Origin of the sequence: Amycolatopsis umgeniensis, assembly GCF_014205155.1 — a bacterium.
GTDB lineage: Bacteria > Actinomycetota > Actinomycetes > Mycobacteriales > Pseudonocardiaceae > Amycolatopsis > Amycolatopsis umgeniensis.
The window spans coordinates 1-18,043 of the sequence record NZ_JACHMX010000001.1; the positions used below are offsets into that span (position 1 = coordinate 1).

Here is an 18,043-nt window from a genome sequence, read left to right on the forward strand (position 1 = left end):
TGGATCGTCAGACCGTCGGGACCCCACACCGCGACCGCGGAATGCGGTTCCATCGCGGCGTGGTTCTGGGTCGCGGTGGTGTACGTGGCTTCGACGACCACCGGGCTCGCGGCCAGCGCGTCCTCGATGGACTCGACGTCGGGAGCGAGGACCGCGAGCGACGGCGGCGAACCGTCCCTCGCGGCCGGTGCGTCTTCGGCCGAGGCGAGGCCGTCCTGCAGCGAAGTCAGGGCAGGCCGGGCCTGGTAGGAGACCTCGACGAGCATCGCCGCGTCACGCGCCTGCTCGTAGGTCTCCGCCACCACGAAGCCGATCGGCTGCCCGTAGTAGGCGACTTCCTTGTCCTGCAAAGGAACCCATGTCTCGCCCATGAACATCGTGACGGGGGCGTTCAGCTCCAGCGGATCGAACGGCGTGTACACGGCGATCACGCCCGGAGCGCCCTTCGCCGCCGTGACCTCCATCGCCTCGATCTCGCCGTTGGCGATCGAACTGGTCACGACATAGCCGTGGGCCATTCCGGGGAAGTGGTGGTCCGCCCCGTATGCGGCCTGGCCGGTGACCTTCAGCGGTCCGTCCACCCGGGTGGTCATCAGCGGCTCCCCTCGGTCAGTTCGAGCAGCGCGCGGACGATGGTCCGTCGCAGCAAGGACGGTTTGAATCCGTTCGCGGACAGCGGGCGTGCGCCTTCCGCGGCGAGCGCCGCGGCGTCCTCGAAGGTGGCGACTGTCGCGGGCGCGCCGCGCAAGGCCGCCTCGACCTCGGGCAGCCGCCACGGCACGGTGGCCACGCCACCCGCCGCGACCCTGGCGTCGACGATCCGCGAGTCCTGGACGTGCAGCGCGACCGCGGCTGAGCACAGCGCGAACTCGTAGGACTGCCTGTCCCGCACCTTGACGTAGGTGGAGTTCGAGGCCCAGTCCAGCTTGGGGACCACGACCTCGGCGATCAATTCACCGGGACGCAGGTCGTTCTCCAGCTCGGGGGTTTCCCCAGGCTGGTGATAGAACGAGCCGAGTTCGACGGTGCGGGAACCGGTGGCGCTCACCAGCCGGAGCCGGGCGTCGAGGGCGACCAGCGCGACGGCCACGTCGCTGGCGTGGGTCGCCACGCACGAGTCGCTCGTGCCCAGTACGGCGTGCATGCGGTTGGCGCCCGAGATCGCCGGGCAGCCGCTGCCGGGATCCCGCCGGTTGCACGGCATGGCGACGTCCCGGAAGTACGAGCAGCGAGTGCGCTGCATCAGGTTCCCGCCGATACTGGCCATGTTCCGGATCTGCTGGGAGGCGCTGAGCAGCAGAGCACGGGAGATCGCGGGAGGAACGCCGGGGTGTCCGGCGATGTCGCTCATCCGCTCCAGTGCGCCGATCCGCAGGCCGTCGGCGGTGTCGATGCCGCGTAACGGCACCGCGTTGATGTCCAGAACGTGTTCCGGTGTCAGGACATTGAGTTTCATCAGGTCGACGAGTGTGGTCCCGCCCGCCAGGAACGTGCCGGACGAGGCGACAGCGGCCTCGACGGTCTCGGGTGCGATCAGCTCAAAGGGACGCATCGGCCCGCCTCGCCTGCTCGACAGCCGCGATGATGTTCGGGTACGCGGCGCAGCGGCAAAGGTTGCCGGACATGAACTCGCGGACGTCCTGGACATCCTGTTCGACGGCGGCGACCGCCGACATGATCTGCCCGGACGTGCAGAATCCGCACTGCAGGGCGTCCTGATCGACGAAGGCCTGCTGGACCGGATGCAGTCCATCCACTGTGGACAGTGCTTCGACGGTGGTCACCGGCTTCTTCACGGTGGCGGCCAAGGTGAGGCAGGAGAGCACCGGGCGTCCGTCGACGTGCACCGTGCACGCGCCGCACTGCCCCCGGTCACAGCCCTTCTTCGGGCCCGTGACGGCGAGCCGCTCCCGCAGCGCGTCCAGCAAGGTCACCCCGGGATCGACACTCAGGTGTTCCGTTCTGCCGTTGACTTCGAGTGAGATGTCCACTGGATCTCTTTCCGCAGATCGTCGGGGTCGAGCGCCCGACGGCGTAGGTTGAGGTGGTGGGAGACTGTCCGAGATGTGAACCGGATATTCATCCGCTTCGATTTTCAAGCTAGCGGATTACAATCCGCTTGGCAATGTCGATGCTCTTCCCTGGAGTCGCTCCAGGTCGCTCGAGTCCTCGGCTACATTCACGACGGACGGGTTCGGCGAACGGGAGGGACGATGACGACGGGATCGGTCAATCCCCGGCGTGCGGACACCCGGCGCAACCACGAGCGCATCCTCGTCGCCGCGGCGAAGTCGCTGGCCGGGTCGGGCGAGGTCTCGTTCAACGCCATCGCGAAGCAGGCCGAGGTCGGCGTCGGCACCGTGTACCGGCACTTCCCGACCCCCGAAGCCCTGATCCTGGCGGTCTACCAGCGCGAGGTGCGCCAGCTCGTCGACGTCGTGCCGAGCCTGATCGATCAGTACGCCCCGGAACAGGCCTTCCGCGTGTGGACGACCGACCACCTTGCCCACTACATGATGACCAAGCGCGGTCTGGCCGACGCCCTACGCGCCGCGACGGCCTCCCGCGGGGAACTCCCCGCCGGGGCCTACGAGGCCATGGTCGGCGCGGTTTCCGTGCTGCTGAAAGCCAACGTCGCCGCCGGCACCGTCCGCCCGGACCTGAAGCCCGAGACAGTGCTTCGCAGCCTGGGCGGCCTGCTGTACCTCGACCCGAACGGCGAATGGCGGCGCGACGTCGCGAGTCTCGTCGACCTGCTGTGGCGTGGGATGAGCGCTTGCCAGGGATGTCTCAAGGCCGCGGAACGTCCCTGAGTCTCGCGATGTGCTCCTGCAGCGACACAACGTCCATGCGCCCCCGGCTGACGGCCTCGATCCCCTGCACGGCGGCGGCCAACCCCCGGACAGTCGTGAAGAACGGGATTCCACGAGCAGCCGCCGCGACGCGAATCTCGTGCCCGGCCTGGGCGTCGACGACCAAGACGACCTCCCCCGCCAGCACGAGGTCCACCAGGGAGGACCTGCGCGGGATCGTCACAGGCACACCGAGACGGCGAAGGACGCTGCCGGTTCCTTCGGAGGCCAGGATTTCGAAACCCATGTCCGCCAGCGCCTTCACCGGGAAGACCATCGCCCGGTTGTCACGGCCGGCGAACGAGACGAACACCTGCCCCTTGGTGGGCAACGGATTCGACGAGGCGGCCTGCGTCTTGGCGTAGGCGCTGCCGAAAGTCGAGCCGATGCCCATCACCGCACCCTGCTTTGCCGCGATACGGACTGAGCCGCCGTCCCCGAAGGACGGGAGAAGGCCCTCGGTGCGCAGGTCGGCGATGCGCGCCCCGAGATTCACGCGTGCGGCGGCCTCGATCAGCGGTACGCCGGTGGCCTTCGACACGAACGGAACCGTGCCGCCCGCCCCCGGCTTCGCGTCCAAAATGGACAATTCGCCCGACGTGAGTGCATAGCGGACGTTCAGCAGCCCGATACTTTCGGCCGGCACACGGGTGGACTCACGGATCCGGGCGAGATCGGCGCGGCCGAGGGTGACCGGCGGCAGCACCCACGCACTCTCGAAGCGCTCCACGACGCCACCCACGTACAGCTCGTGGCCGTCGTACAGGGCAACGACCTCGATCTCGCCGCCGGGGAACCGCTCCACCGGCGCGGGTGCCTCCGGTACGGCGGGTTGGTCGAGCACCGGCTCCGATCCGAGGTCGTCCAGTGTCCGGCCGACGGCCAGTTCGACGGCGAGAACGCCGGACCGGGCCACCCGAGGATCGAATCCGGTGACGACCGGACGGCCGTCACGCGGGTCGACCGCGAACCGGAGGGTGCAGCCGCCGGGTCCGACGCCGACAGCCTGGGCCACCATGACCGCCACGTCACGCATCCGCGGCTCGAACTCTCCCGTCGAGCAGGCGACGGCCATCTTGTCGTCGTGGTCGCGCAGGAGTTCGAGTTCGCATTTCCGCCAGCCGGCCACGGACGCCACCGGCAACACTTCGGCACCCACACGTTTGACGATCCTCGCGAACTCCTCGTGGTTCTCGCCCGCCAGGATCGCGTCGATGCTCGTGCCGATCAGTTCGACGCCGTATCGGGCCAGCGCACCGGACTCGGACAGGGCGACAGCGGTGTCGAGCGCCGCCTGCCCGCCGAGGGTGGGAAGCAGCGCGTCCGGCCGTTCTCTGGCGATGATCTTCTCGACCGTGCTTGGGTCGACGGGCTCCAGATAAGTGGCATCGGCGAAGCCCGGGTCGGTCGTCGTGGTCGCCAGGTTGCCGTCGACCACCGTGATCCGCAGGCCCGCCGCCTTGAGCGCCTGGCAAGCCGGGGTGGCCTGGCCGAGCACGATCGGACCGGATCCGATCACCAGCACCGACCGCGGCTCAGGACGCCGCGGCATGGGTGTCGTCGGTGGCGGGCCAGCGCCTGCCCGCTTCCCAGTAGGACTGGACCTCGTCCAGCGAACGGCCCTTCGTCTCCGGCGCGGCGAAGTACACGAAGAGCCAGGCCAACGCGGTGATGGCGAAGAGGACGAGGAAGGTCAGCAGGCCGCCGACGGCGTTGAGCACGTCGAGGAAGAACTGGGCGATGAACAGGTTCGTCGTGAGATTCGTCAGGAGCATCACCGACGCTCCGGCGCCCCGGAGGTGATCCGGGAAGCCCTCCGCCGCGAACACCCACACCAGCGAGCCGAAGCCCGAATTGAACCCGACGATGAAGGTGATCAGACCGAGAAAGCCCACCACACCAGGCGAATCGGTCGCGAAGCCGATCACCAGGAGCGCGTGCCCCAGTCCCATCAGGGCGGTGCCGGTGAGCAGCACCGGCCGTCGTCCGAACCGGTCGATCGTCAGTGCGCAGACGAGCGCCGCGGCGCCACCGGCGAGCTGGACGAAACCCGGCAGGACGAGCAGTCCGAAGTCGTCGGTGTAGCCGATGTGCTGAAAGATCCTCGGGCTGAAGAAGACCATCGCGTTGATACCCGTGGCCTGGACGAAAAACCCCAGCGTGACGACGAAGAGCGTGAGTTTTCGATGCCGGGGCCCGAAGATCGCGCGGACGACGCCCGCCTGACGTGAGGTCCGTTCCCGGCGAAGCTGTCGCCAGCGCTCGGTTTCGGGGAGCCCCAGCAGCCACAGCGCGGCGGCGAGCGCGAGGACACCGGGAATGGCGAGCATCAGCCGCCATTGCCCGCTGTCGGCGAGGAAGTAGCCGCCGAAGTAGCCCATCGCGATGCCGACGGAGGTCGCCACCTGGTACAGGACCGCGATACGCCCGCGAGCGCGCGTCGTGGCCGATTCGGCGATGAAGATCGGGGTCGTCACGATGGCGATACCGATCGCGGTGCCCTGCCCGAACCGGCCCGCGCCCAGCCACAGCGGGTTCGCCGCCGTGACGGCCAGGCCGGTGGCCCCCAGGTAAAGGACCGTCAATCCGAGGAGGGTCTTGCGACGGCCGAGAGTGTTGACGAGCCTGCTGCCCAGGAGCGCGCCGACGATCCAGCCCGCCGCGGTGGCGGCGTACAGCGAACCCTGCCCTGTGGTCGTGAGTCCGAAGTGGTCGGTGACCAGCAGGAGCGCGCCCGCCATCGCGGTGGCGTCGTATCCGCAGGTCAGTCCCAGGATCAGGGCGAAAAGACTGACCCGGTTGTCGCCCTTCACCCGGGGACCACCGTTCTGAGCGCGGCCATCACGGCCGGATGCACGCTGGCCGAGGCCAAGCAGACTTCGAAGACCTGATCCGCCTTCGTGAGAGGGTCGGTGAGGTCCAACGGCCGCCCGCCGAGATCGGTGCAGACAGCGCCGCACTCCCGCAGTACGCACAGCGCGGCCGCCACGTCCCAGATCCGGCAGCTTCGATGCACGAACGCCCCGTAGGCGCCATCGGCCACCATGCAGATGTCGAACACGCTGTTGCTCATGCGGACACCGAGGCACGCCGTCCCGAGAGCCGCGGCGAGCCTGCTATCGACCGCCATCAGCTCGGGCGGGCCCTTGTCCATTCCGAACGCCACGAGCGACCGGTCGGCGCCGGTGGCCGGGAGCGACCCGAGTGGCTGGCCGTTCCGCGTGGCGCCCTTGCCGGACTCGGCGACGTAGACGAGGTCGAACGCCGGCAGCGCGAGTCCGCCCGCGAGGACGCCGTCGGAACCGACCGCCGCCATCATCACCCCGTAAAGCGGGCTGCCCGCGGCGTAGTTGCTGGTGCCGTCCAACGGATCCACGATCCAGGTGACGTCGTCGGCACCGGATGTCCCGCCGCTTTCCTCTTCCAGGATCGCGTGGCGCGGATACCGTTCCCTGATCCGCCCGGTCAGCAGCGCCCCGATGGCCAGATCCGTGCCGGTGACGATCTGGTTCACGTCCGACGGCTTGACCGTCACCTCGCCCGTGCCCCGCAGGTCCACGGCCACTTTGGACGCTTCGCGAAGACCGGTCTCGATGAACTCCGCGAAGCCGGGATCCGGCGCGATCATGACGCGACCTTGGCGTACTCCGCGATGATGGGTTGTTCCGGCGAGATCACGGTGTCCGGGATTTCGTCCAGCCCGAAGAAACGCCACGTGCTGTTCTCCGCGGTGTCCAGGACGATGGTGGCGTCTTCCGGCAGCCGGGCGACATAGGCGGCGGTGATGTTGTAGATCTCGTCACCGTTGGGATAGCGGTAGTAGTACTCGGCGCCGGAAAAGAGACCCAGCAGGTTCAGGTCACCGATGTCCAGGCCGGTTTCCTCCTTGACCTCACGCCGCCCGGTCTCTTCGAACGACTCCCCCGGCTCCATGAGCCCGCCGGGCAGCCCCCAGCCACCGGTGTCGACCCGCTCCAGCAGCAGGACCCGGTCGGCCGGATCGACGACAACGACCGAGGTTCCGGGAAGGATCAGCGGCCGGGTTCCGACCAGTTTCCGCAGGTCCGCCACATAGTCGTTCACGATGCTTTACCGCCTGCTTTCTGTGCTGTCGCGTGTATTTCGCGAACGATGTCGCAGATCTCGTCGACGACCTGCGCGGGCATGTGAGAGTAGAGCGGCAGTGTGATCATGCTCGAAGCCAGCTCCTCCGTCACGGACAGATCCGCGGCGGCGGGGATGTGCCGATAGGCGGTCTGCTGGTGCAGCGCCGGGCTGAAGTACTTGCGGCTGCTGACGTTCTCCTGTCCGAGCCGCTCCGCCAGCACGTCGCGGGTCATCCCGAAGCGGGCGGCGTCGACACGGATCCCCAGGTCCTTGTACGAACTCGCGGCGCCTTCCGGGACCACCTGGAATTCCAGGCCGGGGACACCGTCCAAACAGGACCGATACCGCGCCGCCAGAGAACGCCTGATGTCGAGCCAGCGGGAGAACCGTTTGAGCGCGTGCAAGCCCATGAAACCGGACACTTCCGTCATCCGGCCGTTGAGTCCGGTGAACCGGCTGTCGTAGTCACCGGGATTGCCGTACTCGCGCGCCATCCGCAGCCTGGCGGCGAGTGCGGCGTCCTTTGTGGTGATCAGCCCGCCTTCGCCCGTGCTGAGGGTCTTGGTCGGGCTGAGGCTGAAGACCTCCGCCACCCCCTTTCCCCCGACCATGCTCCCGTCCGGGTAGCGGCTGCCGAAGCCGTGCGCGGCGTCGATGATCAGCGGGAGACCCCGGGAGTCGCACAGTTCCTGCAGCGAGACGGTGTCGCACGGGACGCCGAAGGTGTGCACCGCCAGCACGCCGGCCACCTCCGGTACGAGCGGGGCCACCGCGCCCGGGTCGAGGGTCCACGTGCGGGGATCCGAATCGGCGAACCGCACCCGGTTTCCCGCCCAGCCGACGGCATGGCCGGAAGCCATGAAGGTGAAACTCGGGACGACGATGTCGCCGGTCAGGTCCAGGCAGCGGAACACGAGCATCAAGCCTGTCGTGCAACTGCTGACCGCGACAGCGTGGTCCACTCCCAGGTACGCGGCAGCGGCTTCCTCGAATTCCTTTACGTATCGCCCGTTCGTGAGCATGCCCGACTGGAGGATCTCCTTGACGGCCAACTCCATCTCGGCGTCGGTTTCCACGGTCGGACGGACCATCGGAACGAGTTCGGGGAAACGTCTCGGCCGGGTGGTGGGGCTGAGGTCGGTCATGGTCAGGCTCCTGGGAAGTGGATGACGGGAACTACGCCGAGACCGGGTCCACGCGCTGGGCCACCGCGGTCAGGTAGTTGCTGTACCGGGGCGAGGCGAAGTCCGAGTACTTCCCCGCACGCATGGCGTCCCGGATTTCCCTTGCCGTGTCGACGACCCGGCGGCTCGGGGTGAAACCCAGCTCCCGGCGGATGGGATCGAAATTCACCCGGTAGTTCCGTGGGTCGGTGTGTTCCTCGAGGATCTCCATGTGGACGCCGTCGACCTCTTCGGCGATCAGCTTGCCGATGGAGTCCATGCGGTAGTTCTCTTCGCCGAAGCCGCAGTTGTAGATGCTCGGCGCGGCGGGCCTGTCGTCACCGAGAACCAGGTGTACCGCCGCGGCCGCGTCCTCGACGTGCAGGAAGGGCCGCCACTGCGTACCGCCGTGCACGGTGACCCGACCGTGTTCCACGGCGTTGGCCGTCATGACGTTGACGGCGAGATCGAACCGCATCCGCGGGGAAAGGCCGTGGATGGTGGCGAACCGCAGCAGCCGGGGGAAGAATTCGTCACGGGGCAGGGAGAGCAGATAGTGCTCGGACAGCACCTTGGATTCGGCATAGACCGACTGCGGTGCCATGGGTGACCAGACGCCCACCTCCGCGTCCGCCGTGAATCCGTAGTTGCTGCAAGTGGAAGCGAAGACCAGCGACCGTATCCCGGCCCGGCGGCAGGCCTCGGCGACGCGGATGGTGCCGAGGTAATTGACGTTCCAGGCGGTGTCGGTGTCGACGCCGCAGGCGGGATCACCCACGATCGCCGCCAGATGCACCACCGCGTCCACGCCGTCGAGGGCCTTCTCCCAGGACCCGGTGTCGAGGACGTCGCCGTCGATGTAGGTGACCCCGGACAGCCCGAGTTCCGGACCGCCGACGAGGCCGTTGTCGACGACCACGACTTCTGCCCCGGTTTCGCGGAGTCTCCGGGTCAGCACCGATCCGATATACCCTCGTCCGCCCGTGATCAGGTACTTCTTCATCGCACGTCGTCTCCCAGCCTGGCGTCGGCCACCACGATCTGGCCGAGCGAAATGCCGCCGTCGTTGGTCGGCACCTGCTGATGGCAGAACGGCTCGAAACCCGCCTTCCGCAGCTCCACCATGCAGTTGACCAGCAGGAACTCGTTCAGGAAAACGCCGCCGGAGAGCACGACCCGGCGGCTTCCGAAATCGTGGAGCGCCCGACACCGCTCCACGACCATGTCGACCACGGTCGAATGGAAACGGCGGCTGATCGCGGCGGGATCCAGTCCGGCCGCGAGGTCCGAGGCGAGCGCCCGGATCACCGGCCGAGGATCGATTTCCTGCTCTTCCAAGCCGAATCGGTACCGTTGCCCGGGCTCGGCCATGGTGAAGTCGCGCTCGAGCAGTCCCTCCAGCTCGATCGGGCCCTGCGCTTCGTATTCGGCGTGCGTGGTGATGGCCAGCAAGGCGGCGACGCCGTCGAACAACCGGCCCATGCTGGAAGCGGGTGGCGCGTTGATCCCCCGCCGCGTCATGGCGGTGAAGACGTGCCGCTGCTGCTCGTCGAGGGTTTCCAACACCGGAAAGGCGTTGACCGCGGCGGAAGTCTCGCCGAACGCGTCCAGCGCCAGCGCGAATCCCGTCCTGATCGGTTCGGTGACGGCCTTGTCCCCGCCCAAGAGCGGCACGGTCCGCAGATGCGCGACGCGGCGGGCTTCGCGGTAGCCGCCGACGAGGAATTCGCCACCCCAGATGGTGCCGTCGTCGCCGTATCCGGTGCCGTCGAAGATGACGCCGATGGTCTGGCCGACGAGCCGGTTTTCCGCCATACAGGAAGCCATGTGCGCGTGATGGTGCTGCACGGTCACGACCTGCTCGAAGGCTTCACCCTGCTCCTGGAAGGCGAACCGGGTCGCACGGAACTGGGGATGGAGGTCCACGGCGGCGTGACGCGGGCGAAGCTCGTGGAGATCGGCGAGATGACGCACGGCCTCTCGATGCGCCCCGAAAGTCTCGTCGTTCTTGATGTCGCCGATGTGCTGGCTGACATAGACGCGGGAGCCGCTGCTCAACGCCACTGTCGTCTTGAGTTCGGCGCCGTACGCCACGAGGGGAGCGAGCTCGGCGCCGATCTCCACGGGGTACGGCGCGTAGCCGCGGGATCGGCGGATGAAACCGACCAGCGGCTCGCCGAGATCGGGGTGCTCGGAGTAGCGGACGATCGAGTCGTCGACCCGGACCTCGATGTCGCGGTCGTTGTAGAGGATCAGATCGGCGACACCGAAGAGCTGGGCCAGCGCGTCCTCGTTGCGGTACACGATCGGGTAACCGGAGATGTTGCCGCTGGTCATGACCAGGGTGTCCGATCCGGCGTGGTCGAGAAGAAGATGGTGCACCGGCGCGGACGGGAGCATGACGCCGAGGTTGGGGTTGCGCGGGGCGATCTGCTCCGGCAGCCCCGGGGAACGCTTACGCAGCAACACGATCGGACGGGCGGGCGAGAGCAGCAGATCGGCCTCGGCAGGGCGGACCTCGGCGAACGCCTCGACCGTGCCCAGATCGCGGGCCATCACCGCGAACGGCTTGGAATCGCGCCGTTTGCGGGTCCGGAGCCGGGCGACCGCCTCGCCGTCGTGGGCGTTGACCGCGAGGTGGAACCCGCCGACGCTCTTGACCGCGACGATCCCGCCCTCGGCGAGCGCGGCCGTGGCCGCGGCCAGCGCCTCCTCCCCCGAAGCCGTCTCGCCGCCGGCCCCGGCCAGCAGCAGCCGGGGACCGCAGTCGGGACAGGCGTTGGGCTGGGCGTGATAACGACGGTCGAGCGGATCTTCGTACTCGAGGGCACACGGGCGGCACATGGTGAAGCCGGCCATCGTGGTGACGGCCCGGTCATACGGCAGCTCGCGGATGATCGAGTACCGCGGACCACAGTTGGTGCAGTTGATGAAGGGGTACCGGTACCGGCGATCAGCCGGGTCACGCAACTCGGCGCGGCAGTCGGCGCAGACATAGGAGTCCGAGGGGACGACCGTGGTCCGGGCGCCGTCGTGCCTGCTTTCCCGGATGGTGAACCCGTCCGGTTTCACCTCCGCCACGGGCAGATCGGTCACCCGGACGGCCGTGACCCGGGCCTGCGGCGGTGCCGATGTGCTGAGGCCTTCGGTGAACCGGCTCACTTCCTCCGGATCGCCGGTCACCTCGATCAGCACACCCTCCGGGTCGTTGAGCACCCAGCCGGTCAGATCGCCTTGCAACGCGAGCTTGTAGACGAAGGGCCGGTACCCCACACCCTGGACCACGCCGGACACACGAATGCTTCGCCGGACACTCGATTCACTACTCGGCATCTCGTCACCCCCTCAGCACAGACGGGGCAGCTCGGCGCCCTGGAGTTCCTCGACCACGGAGTCCCGCCCGTCCGCGCCGCGCATCAGGACGAGCGGCTCCGCGTCGCCCGTCACCTCGCCGATCGTCGTGGCCTCGGCTCCGTACTTGTGCGAGCGGAGCACGTTCAGCACGTCCTGCTCCGCCGCCGGATCGACGAACAGGCACAGGCAGCCCTCGTTGGCGGCGTGGATCGCGTTGATGCCCAGCATGTCCGTGGCCATCACGGTCTCGAACTGGATGGGCAGCCGCTCCTGCTCGAACCTGACAGCGTGTCCGGACGCCCTCGCGTACTCGTGCAGGACCGCGGCCAGCCCGCCGCGAGTGACGTCGCGGACCGAATGCACCGTGCCCTCGCCGACCGTCGTCAGCAGCGTGTCCATGAGCCCGTTGAGCGGCGCGCAATCGCTGAGCACGCGCTGCTCGAATCCGAGACCCTCGCGGATCGACAGCAGGTGCACGGTGTGATTGCCGATCGGTCCACTGAGGATCACCCGGTCTCCGGGGCGGACGTCGCGCATCCGCAGGGGCGCGCGCTCGAAGACGCCGATCCCGGCCGTGTTGAGGTAGATCTGGTCGACCTCGCCCTTGCGGACCACTTTGGTGTCGCCGCAGACGATCTGGACGCCCGCTTCGAGCGCCGTTTCCCGGATCGAGGTGCACACCTGATGCAGCAGGGCCATCGGCAGACCCGTCTCCAGGATCATCCCGAGTGTCAGGTAGAGCGGCCGCGCGCCGACCACGGCGAGGTCGTTCACCGTGCCACAGACCGAAATCTTGCCGATGTCCCCGTTGCCGAAGAACGGCGGATCGGCCACGAACGAGTCCGTGGTCATCGCGATCCGACCGGCTGGGACGGAGAGCATCGCGCTGTCCTCCATCTCGCCGATGTACACCTCGCCGAGTGTTTCGACGACGAAGGAGATCAACTCACCGCTGAGCTTGGCTCCGCTGCCGTGGTCGAGAACGACCTCGTCGAGGCCGGTCACCGAGCTTGCCATCGGGCGTCCTACCTTTCTACGAGCGAGGGGCCGGACAGGGCTCAGGGAAGGGTTTTGACGACCATCCGGGGCAGTTCACCCTTGCTGTCGAGGGTTTCCAAGATCTCCTGCGAACTCGCGACGGTGGCGCAATACCCGGCGAGCCAGCTGAGGGAACGGTCGCGATCTTCGGTCTTGTCGGACACGACGCATTCGGCGGGAACCCAGACGTTGTAGCCGCGGAAGAACGCGTCGGCGGCGGTGGTCTGGACACAGATCTGGGTCTGCAGGCCGGTGACCACGACGGTATCGACGCCCGCTTCCTGGAGCAGTTCCTGCATCTTCGTCTCGTAGAAACCGCTGTCCTTGTTCTTCTCCACGACGACGTCGCCGTCGGCGAGGAACGCGGGGAGGATCGCGGCGCCCTCGGTGTCTCGTTGCAGGGGAAGGGTTCCGTCCGCCCTGCGGTTCGCGTTCGGGTCGTCGGGCAGGTTGATCAGCTGCAGGTGGTAGACCGTGTGACCCCGGCGGCGCATCTCGTCAAGGAAGGCGATGTAGTGCGGCTCCGCGTCGGCCATCACCGCCGTGCGCTCGGGGGTCAGGTAGACCACGTCACCCTGAAGGTCGTTGGTGAGGACGGCGATTTTGCCCATGACAGCTCCTTGTCCTGAAGGAATGACCGATGGAGAAACCGAGCATGAACCACCGACATCAGCGATAAGTGATTCGGCAAGCGGATATGAAAGAACCCGGAGAGCGACCCGTGGCCGCAAACGAATCTCGTCAGAAAGACTCGCTCCCCCAAAGCCCCCTTTATTCCCGAATGCTCACCCCAGCTGTTCGATGGCCGAAAACCGGCGACACCTTTGTTTACCCAGTGAATGTCGGCGTGTCAAGACCCGGATTCTCGCCGAAAAGATCAATTACGCGCTCTGCTGAGAATTCCACATCATTCGGCTTCGCGAGATACGGATACGCGCGCGGACGGCGCCCGAGCCGCACCTGCGACAGCTCCGAAATCCGCAGTGTGGCGCGAAGATCGACCAGCGGGGACACCTGCGTGATTGTCGGCACGCAGCCGGGGAACATCCGCACCGGATGCAAAACCGGGGCGTCCCGTCGCCGACCCATGGGCCACCTGCGGAAATTCCTTGCGACGAATGGCTCACTGGTCCTGACACCGCCGGAGCGGTCCATGCACTTCCACCAGCGGAATGCGAAGAAGGCGCGCTACGACATGCGTACCACTTGGCTCGAATATATTTCTGTCACGCTTGAGAAAATGCCGCGTCATGACCACCGCGGCATTCCGTTCAGCGAGAACCCCTTCCCGGTGCGCTGACGCTCAGGGACGGGGAATGTTGCGGAGGTTCGCGCGGGCGAGGTCGATCATCCGGCCGACACCGCCCTCGAGGACGACCTTGCTCGCGGCCAAAGCGAATCCGCCGAGCTGACCGGCGGTGATGTGCGGCGGGACGGACAAGGCGTTCGCGTCGGTCACGACGTCGACCAGCGCGGGGCCATCGTGGCTCAGCGCCTCCTCGAGGGCCGCGCGCAACCGCGTCGGATCGGTCACCCGCTCGGACCGGAGGCCCGCACCGCGCGCGATGGCGGCGAAGTCGACCTGCTGGTGGTCGGTCTGATAGTCGGGCAAGCCGTCGACCAGCATCTCCAGTTTGACCATCCCCAGCGAGGAGTTGTTGAACGTGACGATCTTGACCGGCAGATCGTGCAGGGCGACGGTGAGCAGCTCGCCGAGCAGCATGCCCAGCCCGCCGTCGCCGGACATCGACACGACCTGCCGTCCCGGGTAGGCGAACTGCGCGCCGATGGCGTGCGGCAGCGCGTTGGCCATGGTGCCGTGCAGGAAGGACCCGATCACCCGGCGGCGCCCGTTGGGAGTGAGATACCGGGCGGCCCACACATTGCACATGCCGGTGTCCACGGTGAAGATCGCGTCGTCCGCGGCCAGTTCGTCCAGGAGGTCGGCGGCGAACTCGGGGTGGATGGGCACGTGCCGCTCCACGTTACGGGTGTAGGCGTCGACGACGTGTTCCAGTGATTTGCAGTGGTCGCGCAGCATGCGATCCAGGAACGCCCGGTCGGCCTTGCGCCGCAGGAGCGGCTGCACGGCTCGCAGCGTCTCCCGGACGTCGCCGTGCACGGCCAGTTCCAGCGGGGTGCGCCTGCCGAGCCGGGTCGCGTCGTGGTCGACCTGCACGGTCCGGGCCTGGGGAAGGAAGGAGTCGTAAGGGAAATCGGTACCCAGCAGGAGCAGCAGATCCGCATCCTGCATGGCCCGGTAGCAGGCGCCGTAGCCGAGCAGACCGCTCATTCCGACGTCGTACGGATTGTCGTACTGGATCCATTCCTTGCCGCGCAGACTGTGGCCGACAGGCGCCTGGACCGTCTCCGCGAGCTCCATCACCTCGGCGTGCGCGCCGCGCACCCCGGCACCGGCGAACACGGTGACGGTCTCGGCCGCGTTGATCAGCTCGGCCAGCCGCGTCACCTGCGACTCGGGCGGCACGACGGTTCCGCGCTCGGTGACCGGCGCCCCGGTCCCGGTGGGGGAAACGGCCTCGAGTTGCGCGACGTCGCCGGGCAGCACCAGCACCGAAACCTCGCCGCGGGCCAGTGCGTGCTGCATCGCGATCCGCAGCAAGCGGGGCATCTGACCGGGCTGGCTGATCTGCTCGCAGTAGCCGCTGCAGTCGACGAACAGCCGGTCGGGATGGGTCTCCTGGAAGAACCCGGTACCGATCTGGCCGGACGGGATGTGGGAGGCGAGCGCGAGCACCGGGGCGCCGGTGCGGTGCGCGTCGTAGAGGCCCTGCACCAGATGCGTGTTGCCGGGGCCGCAGCTGCCCGCGCACACCGCGAGCCGCCCGGTCAGCTGGGCCTCGGCGGCCGCGGCGAACGCGCCCGCCTCCTCGTTGCGCACGTGGACCCACTCGATGCCCGGTGTGCGGCGGATCGCGTCGACGATGGGGTTCAGGCTGTCACCGACCACGCCGTAGATCCGTTCCACCCCGGCCTGCACCAGGACTTGGACGAACTGCTCGGCGACGTTGGGCTTGGCCATCACGACCCCTTCGATACTCCGGCGGCGGGACTACGTTCATGATCCACGCGACGGGCGTTCCTCGCAGGTTCTAGCCAAGCTCTGCGGTGGTGCGGACGACGACGGCGTAGAGATCACCGATCGTGGCGAGGGCGGCGCGATGCTGCTCCGCGGCGGTCACCGGGCCGGCGACGGACGGCAGCGCACGCGTGGCGCAGGCCGCGGCCACCACGGTCGGGGCGTTTCCCCGCAGGAACGCGCCTTCCGCGGTGAACGTGACACACATGTGGGTCATGAATCCGGCCACGACGACGTTCTGATGTCCGGCGGCGTCGACGAGCTCACCCAGCCGCGTGCCGACGAACGAGTTCGGCGCGGTCTTCACCACGACCTCCTCGCCCTCGATGGGGGCGACACGTTCGTGGATCCGGCCGATCTCCTGCTGGAGGTCGTACGGACTGCCTTCGCCCCCGTCGTGCATGACGTGGATGACCGTCGCGCCCTCGGCTCGCGCGAGTGCCAGCAGTGTGGCCGCCTCGTCGAGCGCGGCTTCCCAGCCGTCGAGCTCCATCACGCCGCGCGTGTAGGTGTTCTGGTAGTCGACGAGGATCAGCGTCGCGTCCGAAAGTGCCGCGGGGGTCGTCGGCAGGGTGCTGATTTCGCGGAGGGTGGTGCTGGTCATCGTGCGTCCTTTGCTTTCAGTGGGTACGGCTACCATGATCACTGACCCGATCGGATATTGAGATACGGATTCGGGTCAGCCGTGGTCGAGATCGGCCGACGTCCGAGAGGAAGGGACCGATGAGCGCTCCGAAGGTGGCCGTCCTCGCGTTCGAAGGGATCAGCCCGTTCCATCTCGCCGTACCGTCGCTGGTGTGGGGGCCGGAATCGCCGGCGGGCGACATGGAGCCGTGGCCGATCACGGTCGTCGCGATGGAGCCAGGCCGCCTGACCACGAGCGCCGGCTACGCGATCGACGTCCCCGCCGGTCTCGACGCGCTCGCCGAAGCCGACATCGTCGTCGTGCCGTGGTGGTCCGCCCCGGAGACCCCGACGCCCCTGCCCGTGTCCGCCGCACTGCGTTCCGCGCACCAACGGGGAGCGGTCGTCGTCGGGCTTTGCCTGGGAGTCTTCGCCCTCGCGGACGCCGGCATCCTCGACGGGCGCGCCGCGACCACACACTGGAAATGGGTCGAAACGTTCCGGCGACGCTTTCCTTCGGTGGAACTGCGCCCCGAGGAGCTGTATGTGGACGAAGGCGACGTTGTGACCGGCGCGGGCGCGACAGCCGGCATCGACACCTGCCTCCACCTGCTCGCCCGCACGGCGGGCCAGGTCGTCGCCAACCGCGTCGCGCGCCGTATCGTCGCCGCGCCGCACCGTCCCGGCGGTCAGGCCCAGTTCATCGAGTTCCCGGTGCCCGCCCCGGATGAGGATCCGCTCACCCAGGTGCTGAGCTGGGCGCAGTCACATCTGGACACGCCGCAGAGCATCGATCGGCTCGCCGCCCGGGCGCATATGAGCCGGAGCACCTTCACCCGCGCCTTCCGCGCCCGGACCGGGACCACCGTCCACCATTGGCTCGTCGCACAACGCCTCGGACGGGCACGGCACCTTCTCGAAACGACCGGACTGGGCGTCGACGCCATCGCCGCCCAGTCCGGTTTCGGCACGGCCGCCCGCCTTCGCGAGCACTTCGCCACCGCACTGGGCACCACACCGACCCGCTACCGGATCGAGTTCGCCGGTCCGCCGGGCTGACAGGAAATCCTTTCCCTTCGCACCCGAAGGGAACCGGAACCATTGTTTCCGCGAGAACCGCCTGTCCGGAACTTGCTTTTCGCATCGGTGAATAGCTCACCCTGGAGGGTGAGCTCTATCGAGTGCATTGCCTGGCGGGACCTGGATCGAAGAACCACTCCAGGGCAAGATGACCGAGCACAACCACTGTGTCACGACGGAGGATCATGTGGAGCTGTGCGGGACACCCATCTTCGACTCGGTGGTCGACGAGACGAGAAGGGCAACCTCTGGAAATGGCGCGCTCCACCGACGCGGCGAGGACAATTCGGAATTGAACGAGCGACACGCCGAAGCCGACAAAAATGATTTCTCACCCGGTTTCCGATGAGTTCGAATCGCCGGGTGGTCCGGCGGAATTCTGCAGATCGTCGAGCAATTCCAGCTGGCCGGTTATGACGCTGGTCAGGATTCCGCGCGCGACGGCGAGGAGTTCCGCCACCGACGGACTGGTCAGGGAGTAGGACACGGTCGTGCCGTCCTTGCGCGGCACCACCAGCTTGGCCCTGCGCAGGACAGCGAGCTGCTGGGACAGGTTGGCGGGCTCGATGCCGAGGTCGGCGAGCAGCTCCGAGACGTGGTGGTCCCGCTCGCTGAGCAGTTCGAGCACCCGGATCCGGACGGGATGGCCCAGCGTTTTGAAGAATTCCGCCTTGACCTGATACAGGGGTCTGCTCATCGGTATCCCTCCGCCGCGTGGAGAAGGG

General features: G+C 67.7%; 19 protein-coding genes. 3 read left to right on the forward strand and 16 right to left on the reverse strand.

Translation table 11 applies throughout. The features are described from left to right. The 3 genes from HDA45_RS00005 to HDA45_RS00015 form a co-directional block, all read right to left on the reverse strand. Positions 1-593 (reverse strand): molybdopterin cofactor-binding domain-containing protein (locus HDA45_RS00005; RefSeq protein ID WP_184891233.1); only part of this gene is annotated, 593 nt, incomplete at its 3' end. Then, complete coding sequence (locus tag HDA45_RS00010) at positions 593-1,552, reverse strand: FAD binding domain-containing protein (protein ID WP_184891234.1); 960 nt, start codon at positions 1,550-1,552, stop codon at positions 593-595. The genes HDA45_RS00005 and HDA45_RS00010, both read right to left, overlap by 1 nt. After that, positions 1,539-1,991, reverse strand: a complete 453-nt coding sequence (locus HDA45_RS00015; protein ID WP_184891235.1) for a 2Fe-2S iron-sulfur cluster-binding protein — start codon at positions 1,989-1,991, stop codon at positions 1,539-1,541. Before HDA45_RS00015 ends, HDA45_RS00010 begins: the two co-directional genes overlap by 14 nt. 222 nt (positions 1,992-2,213) lie before the next feature. On the opposite strand from HDA45_RS00015, the gene HDA45_RS00020 reads away from it, so the two are divergent. Next, positions 2,214-2,813: a TetR/AcrR family transcriptional regulator gene (locus HDA45_RS00020; RefSeq protein WP_184891236.1), complete on the forward strand. Its 600-nt coding sequence runs from the start codon at positions 2,214-2,216 to the stop codon at positions 2,811-2,813. Here HDA45_RS00020 and HDA45_RS00025 read toward each other — a convergent pair. From HDA45_RS00025 to HDA45_RS00070, 10 genes are all read right to left on the reverse strand, one after another. Next, positions 2,791-4,404: a carbamoyl phosphate synthase preATP-grasp domain-containing protein gene (locus tag HDA45_RS00025; protein WP_184891237.1), complete on the reverse strand. Its 1,614-nt coding sequence runs from the start codon at positions 4,402-4,404 to the stop codon at positions 2,791-2,793. The genes HDA45_RS00020 and HDA45_RS00025 overlap by 23 nt on opposite strands. Next, a complete protein-coding gene (locus HDA45_RS00030) occupies positions 4,388-5,665 on the reverse strand; it encodes an MFS transporter (protein ID WP_184891238.1) in 1,278 nt (425 codons plus the stop codon). Before HDA45_RS00030 ends, HDA45_RS00025 begins: the two co-directional genes overlap by 17 nt. Continuing rightward, a complete protein-coding gene (locus tag HDA45_RS00035; protein ID WP_184891239.1) occupies positions 5,662-6,480 on the reverse strand; it encodes an inositol monophosphatase family protein in 819 nt (272 codons plus the stop codon). The genes HDA45_RS00030 and HDA45_RS00035 overlap by 4 nt, the downstream gene beginning before the upstream one ends. Next, positions 6,477-6,935: an NUDIX domain-containing protein gene (locus HDA45_RS00040; RefSeq protein ID WP_184891240.1), complete on the reverse strand. Its 459-nt coding sequence runs from the start codon at positions 6,933-6,935 to the stop codon at positions 6,477-6,479. The genes HDA45_RS00035 and HDA45_RS00040 overlap by 4 nt, the downstream gene beginning before the upstream one ends. Then, positions 6,932-8,104, reverse strand: coding sequence for a DegT/DnrJ/EryC1/StrS family aminotransferase (locus tag HDA45_RS00045; protein ID WP_184891241.1), 1,173 nt, complete (start codon positions 8,102-8,104; stop codon positions 6,932-6,934). Before HDA45_RS00045 ends, HDA45_RS00040 begins: the two co-directional genes overlap by 4 nt. 31 nt (positions 8,105-8,135) lie before the next feature. Further along, positions 8,136-9,125: an NAD-dependent epimerase/dehydratase family protein gene (locus tag HDA45_RS00050; RefSeq protein ID WP_184891242.1), complete on the reverse strand. Its 990-nt coding sequence runs from the start codon at positions 9,123-9,125 to the stop codon at positions 8,136-8,138. Beyond that, on the reverse strand, positions 9,122-11,455 hold the full coding sequence (gene hypF / locus HDA45_RS00055; protein WP_184891243.1) for a carbamoyltransferase HypF: 2,334 nt from the start codon (positions 11,453-11,455) through the stop codon (positions 9,122-9,124). The genes HDA45_RS00050 and hypF overlap by 4 nt, the downstream gene beginning before the upstream one ends. A 12-nt stretch (positions 11,456-11,467) precedes the next feature. Next, the gene (gene hypE / locus HDA45_RS00060; RefSeq protein WP_184891244.1) at positions 11,468-12,493 is read right to left on the reverse strand and encodes a hydrogenase expression/formation protein HypE; all 1,026 of its coding nucleotides are present in this window, start codon (positions 12,491-12,493) and stop codon (positions 11,468-11,470) included. 41 nt (positions 12,494-12,534) lie between these two features. Further along, positions 12,535-13,125 (reverse strand): cysteine hydrolase family protein, encoded by a 591-nt coding sequence (locus HDA45_RS00065; protein WP_184891245.1) that lies wholly within the window; start codon positions 13,123-13,125, stop codon positions 12,535-12,537. 217 nt (positions 13,126-13,342) lie between these two features. Then, positions 13,343-13,528, reverse strand: a complete 186-nt coding sequence (locus HDA45_RS00070; RefSeq protein ID WP_184891246.1) for a hypothetical protein — start codon at positions 13,526-13,528, stop codon at positions 13,343-13,345. A 4-nt stretch (positions 13,529-13,532) separates the two neighbouring features. Between HDA45_RS00070 and HDA45_RS00075 the strand changes: the two genes are divergently transcribed. Next, entirely contained in the window at positions 13,533-13,814 is a 282-nt protein-coding gene (locus HDA45_RS00075) for a hypothetical protein (RefSeq protein WP_184891247.1), read from the forward strand. 3 nt (positions 13,815-13,817) lie between these two features. On the opposite strand, the gene HDA45_RS00080 is transcribed toward HDA45_RS00075, so the two are convergent. Then, entirely contained in the window at positions 13,818-15,557 is a 1,740-nt protein-coding gene (locus HDA45_RS00080) for a pyruvate dehydrogenase (protein ID WP_184891248.1), read from the reverse strand. A 70-nt stretch (positions 15,558-15,627) separates the two neighbouring features. Then, entirely contained in the window at positions 15,628-16,218 is a 591-nt protein-coding gene (locus tag HDA45_RS00085) for an isochorismatase family protein (RefSeq protein ID WP_184891249.1), read from the reverse strand. A gap of 119 nt (positions 16,219-16,337) precedes the next feature. On the opposite strand from HDA45_RS00085, the gene HDA45_RS00090 reads away from it, so the two are divergent. Continuing rightward, entirely contained in the window at positions 16,338-17,297 is a 960-nt protein-coding gene (locus tag HDA45_RS00090) for a GlxA family transcriptional regulator (RefSeq protein ID WP_184891250.1), read from the forward strand. 352 nt (positions 17,298-17,649) lie between these two features. Here HDA45_RS00090 and HDA45_RS00095 read toward each other — a convergent pair whose 3' ends face one another. After that, positions 17,650-18,015 carry an ArsR/SmtB family transcription factor gene (locus HDA45_RS00095; RefSeq protein WP_184891251.1) on the reverse strand — a complete coding sequence of 122 codons (366 nt, stop codon included), beginning with the start codon at positions 18,013-18,015 and terminating at the stop codon, positions 17,650-17,652. Positions 18,016-18,043: the final 28 nt, after the last annotated feature.

What these genes read in the sequence shown, in the direction of transcription:
- HDA45_RS00050 (WP_184891242.1), bottom strand. Translation starts at nt 9,125, where the DNA reads ATGAAGAAGTACCTGATCACGGGCGGACGAGGGTATATCGGATCGGTG.
- HDA45_RS00090 (WP_184891250.1), top strand. Translation starts at nt 16,338, where the DNA reads ATGAGCGCTCCGAAGGTGGCCGTCCTCGCGTTCGAAGGGATCAGCCCG.
- HDA45_RS00035 (WP_184891239.1), bottom strand. Translation starts at nt 6,480, where the DNA reads ATGATCGCGCCGGATCCCGGCTTCGCGGAGTTCATCGAGACCGGTCTT.
- HDA45_RS00085 (WP_184891249.1), bottom strand. Translation starts at nt 16,218, where the DNA reads ATGACCAGCACCACCCTCCGCGAAATCAGCACCCTGCCGACGACCCCC.
- HDA45_RS00080 (WP_184891248.1), bottom strand. Translation starts at nt 15,557, where the DNA reads ATGGCCAAGCCCAACGTCGCCGAGCAGTTCGTCCAAGTCCTGGTGCAG.
- HDA45_RS00095 (WP_184891251.1), bottom strand. Translation starts at nt 18,015, where the DNA reads ATGAGCAGACCCCTGTATCAGGTCAAGGCGGAATTCTTCAAAACGCTG.
- hypF (WP_184891243.1), bottom strand. Translation starts at nt 11,455, where the DNA reads ATGCCGAGTAGTGAATCGAGTGTCCGGCGAAGCATTCGTGTGTCCGGC.
- hypE (WP_184891244.1), bottom strand. Translation starts at nt 12,493, where the DNA reads ATGGCAAGCTCGGTGACCGGCCTCGACGAGGTCGTTCTCGACCACGGC.
- HDA45_RS00045 (WP_184891241.1), bottom strand. Translation starts at nt 8,104, where the DNA reads ATGACCGACCTCAGCCCCACCACCCGGCCGAGACGTTTCCCCGAACTC.
- HDA45_RS00010 (WP_184891234.1), bottom strand. Translation starts at nt 1,552, where the DNA reads ATGCGTCCCTTTGAGCTGATCGCACCCGAGACCGTCGAGGCCGCTGTC.
- HDA45_RS00025 (WP_184891237.1), bottom strand. Translation starts at nt 4,404, where the DNA reads ATGCCGCGGCGTCCTGAGCCGCGGTCGGTGCTGGTGATCGGATCCGGT.
- HDA45_RS00020 (WP_184891236.1), top strand. Translation starts at nt 2,214, where the DNA reads ATGACGACGGGATCGGTCAATCCCCGGCGTGCGGACACCCGGCGCAAC.
- HDA45_RS00065 (WP_184891245.1), bottom strand. Translation starts at nt 13,125, where the DNA reads ATGGGCAAAATCGCCGTCCTCACCAACGACCTTCAGGGTGACGTGGTC.